We start from the raw sequence: 4,433 nt of genomic DNA on the forward strand, positions 1-4,433 counted from the left end.
AGTACACACAGCGTCCCCTCTGCGAGGGTTCCTTCTGTGACTGGTTCAGGGGGCTCGCCGCCCCCCGAAACCCCTGGCATCCACTGCGAAAATTCGCACTCTGGGTGCGAAAGTTTTCTCAGCGGAGTGTCATGGACAAGCGAACGAAAGAGATAAAAATCCGCCTGACTGAGAGTGAACATGAGCGACTACTGGCACGTTGTGATCGTGCTCATCTCGCTGAATGGCTGCGCTCGCTCGGTTTGGGTGAACATGTATTACGTCGTCGGCGTGTGCCTGACGTAGATCCGGCACTGCTTCGCCAGGTGACCGGCATCGGAAATAACCTTAATCAGATAGCCCGTAAGCTGCATGGTCTGGACGCTATCCCGGCCTATCAGCAGGTCTCTCTTCTGGCGGTACTGACCAGTCTTGATCGCCAGTTATCTGAGCTTCTGGAGACACAGCGTGATCGTCAAAATTCATAGCCGGGGTGCGGGTGCAGGCAGTGGCCCGGTGGATTACCTGCTGGGGAAAGAACGAGACAGGGAAAAAGCGGTGGTGCTGCGCGGTGAGCCTGAGCGTATCAGGCAACTGATTGATGGTTGTGATTTTGCCCGCGCCTACACCTCCGGGGTGTTGTCGTTCCGGGAAGAAAACCTCCCTGACGATGAGAAAGAGCGTCTGATGGAGGAGTTCGAGCAGACACTGTTGCCCGGTCTGGATGGCGACCAGTACGCCTGCCTTTGGGTGGAGCACCGGGACAAGGACAGGCTGGAGCTGAATTTTGTGATCCCGAACATCGAATTGCAGAGCGGGAAACGCCTGCAACCCTACTATGACCGGGCTGACCGTCCCAGGGTCAACGCCTGGCAGACTCTGACCAATGACCGCCTGAATCTTGATGACCCTCATGATCCCGCCCGAAGGCGAACCCTGACACCGGGAAATGACCTTCCCGGCGACCGTCAGAAGGCGGCGCAGACCATTACGGACTCGCTGGAAACGATGGTGGCACAGGGGATGATCCGCGACCGTGAGGATGTGGTCAGGGCGCTGGAAAACGGCGGGTTGACAGTGGTGCGAGAAACGAAAAGCAGTCTCAGCATTGCCGACCCGGACGGTGGACGAAATATCCGGTTAAAAGGAGCGTTATATGAGCGGGATTTTAGATTTAGCGAAAGCCTTCGAGGAGACCTCGAAGCAGCAGGCACAGCGTACCGGGGAGAGCGTGAAAAGCGAGTTTGTGAAGCTCGAGCAATCCATCAGCGAGGCCTTGAAATCAAGCGGGAAGAACATCAGCGACGCTATCCACGAGCAGAACACCCGGCAGACAACCCTGCTGCGGCGCTCGGTCACGATAGCGCTGATATGGATACTGGTTTGTGGTGTGCTGCTGATCGGTATTCTGTCGGGGATACTGTGGTTTCAGGGGACACTCATCGCCTCACGGCTGGACGAGATGAACAGCTACAGCCAGCAGCTTACCGACCTGAAAGCGAAATCGGGGGCGGGGGTGGAAATACTCACGGACGACACCCGGAAGAACAAGTATTACGTGGTGCTGCCGAAGAGCGCGAAGGGCGTCGAGCTGTACACCTCGAAAAACGACAAACAGGTAGTGACCTACACCGCGAAATAGCCCCGTCAGTTGCCACAGAAGCGCCATACGGCGTTTTTAGCGATAAGGACAAGCAAATCCATGACCGAGACCGAAAAACTGCTGCTGAGTGCGTTAGAGCGCTTACAGGACGATTACGAGACACGACAGCAGGCATGGCAGGCCAGTTACGACAGCTTGCAGACCATGTTCACCACTACTTCCGCCGCGCTGATGCGCAGCGACCAGGCGTGTCAGCACTTGAGCGGGCAGGTGGAGAGCTTGCGGCAGCAGGTCATGAGCTTAACCGAAGCCGTCAGCCGCTTGACGCGCAGGTAGCCAGACTGGACAGGGAGCTGGCGCAGAAACAGGAACGACAGAAAACGCGCTCATTTGCCCCCGGACGCAGCCGGGGACACGATCACGGGATGGAAAGGTAAACTCAGAAACCGTCGAGCAGAAAATCCAGCGCATTCTTGATGGCCTGCCGGTGCTCCTGGACGCTCACCACCTCTTCCCCTAGCTGTGACTGGCGAACGCTGGCCATTTCATGTGTCATGACCAGAAAATCCTCACCGTCCACATTCAGCACCGGGGTCAGGCGGCGGGCGGGCCGTCCATTCACTTCATCCAGCAGAAACAGCGGGATCACCAGGCGGGTATTCAGTTCGTCGATAATATCGCTCTGTACATCGAGCAGATAGGGATAAGCCCGGTTGTTGCTGTTATTGCGGTAAACCATGAACTGCATCAGAACGTCCTGTGATCGTCAGAGAGTAAGCCGTGCTCGTCCGTAATACGGTTGAGCTCCTGGATTGCCTTGCGGTTGGCGCGTTTCCAGCGCTCCGCTTCTGACTCGCGGATCTGATGTTTCAGGGCGGTGGTGAGCGTGGCAGACAGATTAATCCCGGCTTCGCGGGCCTGATGCAAAAGCGCAGGCTCGATTGTCACACTGACGGTTTTTTTATGGCGCATCGCTGATACGGGCATGATGATCTCCTGATTTTTACACGTGTATATAGCACGTGTTGCCAGTGTACGCGTTTTTTACCCGGAAGGTAATGGTCTGTTGCTTCAGGCAATAACTGACGGTGACAGGTGACAAAATACGGCGGGGTGTGTAACGTTAAGCGGCAGAAAAGACGACGCCCCCGTAATCATGCTCGACTTGGCGGAAGGACATGATTAACGAGGGCGCAGGCACAAAACCTAAGAAGGATACTAGCACATGAACCGTGCGAAACAACAGCCCGCCATAAGCGCAGGCGAGATTGACTAACCAGGCACTCGACCTTTTTAACGAGCGGCTTCCCCGCAAACCCTATTTTACCGACGAACTCCAGTTCGGCGTACGCATTGCCGGGAAAGAGCGCGCCATTCTTGCGAAATATATCCAGTTCAACCAGCCACACGCGATGTTCTGGCTCGGGTTTGACGTTGACCGCCCTGGTGCGGCGATAGACTGGAGCGACCGCAACGCCCCCGCGCCCACACTGACCATCATGAATCCCGAAAATGGTCACGCCCATTTGCTGTACGCACTGAAAACCGCAGTACGCACCGCACCTGACGGAAAAATGAAGCCGCTGAAGTATGCGGCAGCGGTTGAGCGTGCGCTGTGTCAAAAACTGGACGCTGACACCGGCTATTCGGGGTTAATCTGCAAGAATCCGAACCATGACCACTGGCAGCTTGCCGTGTGGCAGCCGGAACTTTACACGCTGGACTGGTTAGCGGACTCACTCGATCTGAGTGCGGCGAACGACAAAGAAATCCTACCCGATTATGGTTTAGGCCGTAACTGCACCCTGTTCGATAAAACCCGCAAGTGGGCATACCGTGCTATCCGTCAGGGCTGGCCTGAGTATGAGCAGTGGCTGCAAGCCTGCTACGAACGTGCCAGTGCCTATAACCTGCAATTTTTAGCCCCTCTGGATGAAAATGAAGTTAGTGGAATAGCTAAGAGCATTGCTAAATGGACATACAAAAACTTCTCTGAAGCTAATTTTGTGCAATATGTTGCAGATACTCACTCATCTGAAATTCAATCGAAAAGAGGAATGAAAAGCCGAGGAGGGGGAAGGCCAAAGATTGTCGGAAGCCCTTGGCTTGATTTAGGGATCAGTCGTTCTAAATGGTATAGAGATTTTAGAGGGTTATAATGTTTGGTTTTTTTAGAAAAAAAATTAGCAGCAATCAAGTCGACTTATACGTTAGCGATAAGATTCTAGGTGTTGCAAAGAAGGTTGTAGCCATAGTTGAAGCTAATGGCGTAACCATTGTTGATGGTGAAGGGGTTGTATTTTTAGCCGCTGGACTTTTTCTCAATGCTACTTATCTTAAGGAACATGGGAGAAAATCAGAAGCTGTAAGAGTTAAAGTTATTGGTTTTGTAAAGCACTACCTAGATTCAACAGATGATAAGAATATGCTGGAAAGATTATCTGATAACACTCGCTGGTTTTCTCAAGGGAATATGTCGGATTCTTGGTTTCTTAATCAAGTAATTGGGGACCTTTGCGGGTTGAAGGTTAATCCCATCCACCAACAAATTCTATCAACCGAAGTGCTAGATACACTGCTGAAATTCTTCCACGAGCGCACAGTCACTATCAGTAACACACTCTGTGAAGACATATATCCATTTTATAATCCAGCCTGACCGTCTTTGTAGTTTGGGACAAAACAACCTATATCAGATAACAGCCCTCTCTAGCAGAGGGCTTTTTTTTTTGCAGACAGCACAGAACCTGACATACTGTACTACCCTTTAAGCCAGTACACACAGCGTCCCCTCTGCGAGGGTTCCTTCTGTGACTGGTTCAGGGGGCTCGCCGCCCCCCGAAACCCCTGG

7 protein-coding genes and 1 pseudogene are annotated in these 4,433 nt (G+C 53.1%); 6 read left to right on the forward strand and 2 right to left on the reverse strand.

What is annotated here, in order from left to right; all coding sequences use genetic code 11:
• Positions 1–131 precede the first annotated feature (131 nt).
• The 4 genes and pseudogenes from ACLJRH_RS26020 to ACLJRH_RS26035 all read left to right on the forward strand — a co-directional run bounded on the left by ACLJRH_RS26020 (position 132) and on the right by ACLJRH_RS26035 (position 1,918).
• Positions 132–467, forward strand: a complete 336-nt coding sequence (locus tag ACLJRH_RS26020) for a plasmid mobilization protein (protein ID WP_080202507.1) — start codon at positions 132–134, stop codon at positions 465–467.
• A 148-nt stretch (positions 468–615) separates the two neighbouring features.
• Positions 616–765: pseudogene (locus tag ACLJRH_RS26025) on the forward strand (nuclease); the annotation flags it as partial.
• 370 nt (positions 766–1,135) lie between these two features.
• On the forward strand, positions 1,136–1,621 hold the full coding sequence (locus tag ACLJRH_RS26030) for an MbeB family mobilization protein (RefSeq protein WP_139592782.1): 486 nt from the start codon (positions 1,136–1,138) through the stop codon (positions 1,619–1,621).
• A gap of 60 nt (positions 1,622–1,681) precedes the next feature.
• Positions 1,682–1,918, forward strand: coding sequence for an MbeD family mobilization/exclusion protein (locus tag ACLJRH_RS26035; protein ID WP_037427059.1), 237 nt, complete (start codon positions 1,682–1,684; stop codon positions 1,916–1,918).
• A gap of 103 nt (positions 1,919–2,021) precedes the next feature.
• Here ACLJRH_RS26035 and ACLJRH_RS26040 read toward each other — a convergent pair whose 3' ends face one another.
• A complete protein-coding gene (locus ACLJRH_RS26040; protein ID WP_094309572.1) occupies positions 2,022–2,330 on the reverse strand; it encodes a CcdB family protein in 309 nt (102 codons plus the stop codon).
• The gene (locus ACLJRH_RS26045; protein ID WP_064179603.1) at positions 2,330–2,569 is read right to left on the reverse strand and encodes a type II toxin-antitoxin system CcdA family antitoxin; all 240 of its coding nucleotides are present in this window, start codon (positions 2,567–2,569) and stop codon (positions 2,330–2,332) included. The genes ACLJRH_RS26040 and ACLJRH_RS26045 overlap by 1 nt, the downstream gene beginning before the upstream one ends.
• A 281-nt stretch (positions 2,570–2,850) precedes the next feature.
• Between ACLJRH_RS26045 and ACLJRH_RS26050 the strand changes: the two genes are divergently transcribed.
• Entirely contained in the window at positions 2,851–3,741 is an 891-nt protein-coding gene (locus ACLJRH_RS26050; protein ID WP_080202504.1) for a replication initiation protein, read from the forward strand.
• Positions 3,741–4,241: a hypothetical protein gene (locus ACLJRH_RS26055; protein WP_047590535.1), complete on the forward strand. Its 501-nt coding sequence runs from the start codon at positions 3,741–3,743 to the stop codon at positions 4,239–4,241. The genes ACLJRH_RS26050 and ACLJRH_RS26055 overlap by 1 nt, the downstream gene beginning before the upstream one ends.
• Positions 4,242–4,433 lie beyond the last annotated feature (192 nt).

The sequence above is a fragment of the Salmonella sp. SAL04162 genome (assembly GCF_046551535.1).
In the GTDB taxonomy this organism is placed as follows: domain Bacteria; phylum Pseudomonadota; class Gammaproteobacteria; order Enterobacterales; family Enterobacteriaceae; genus Salmonella; species Salmonella enterica.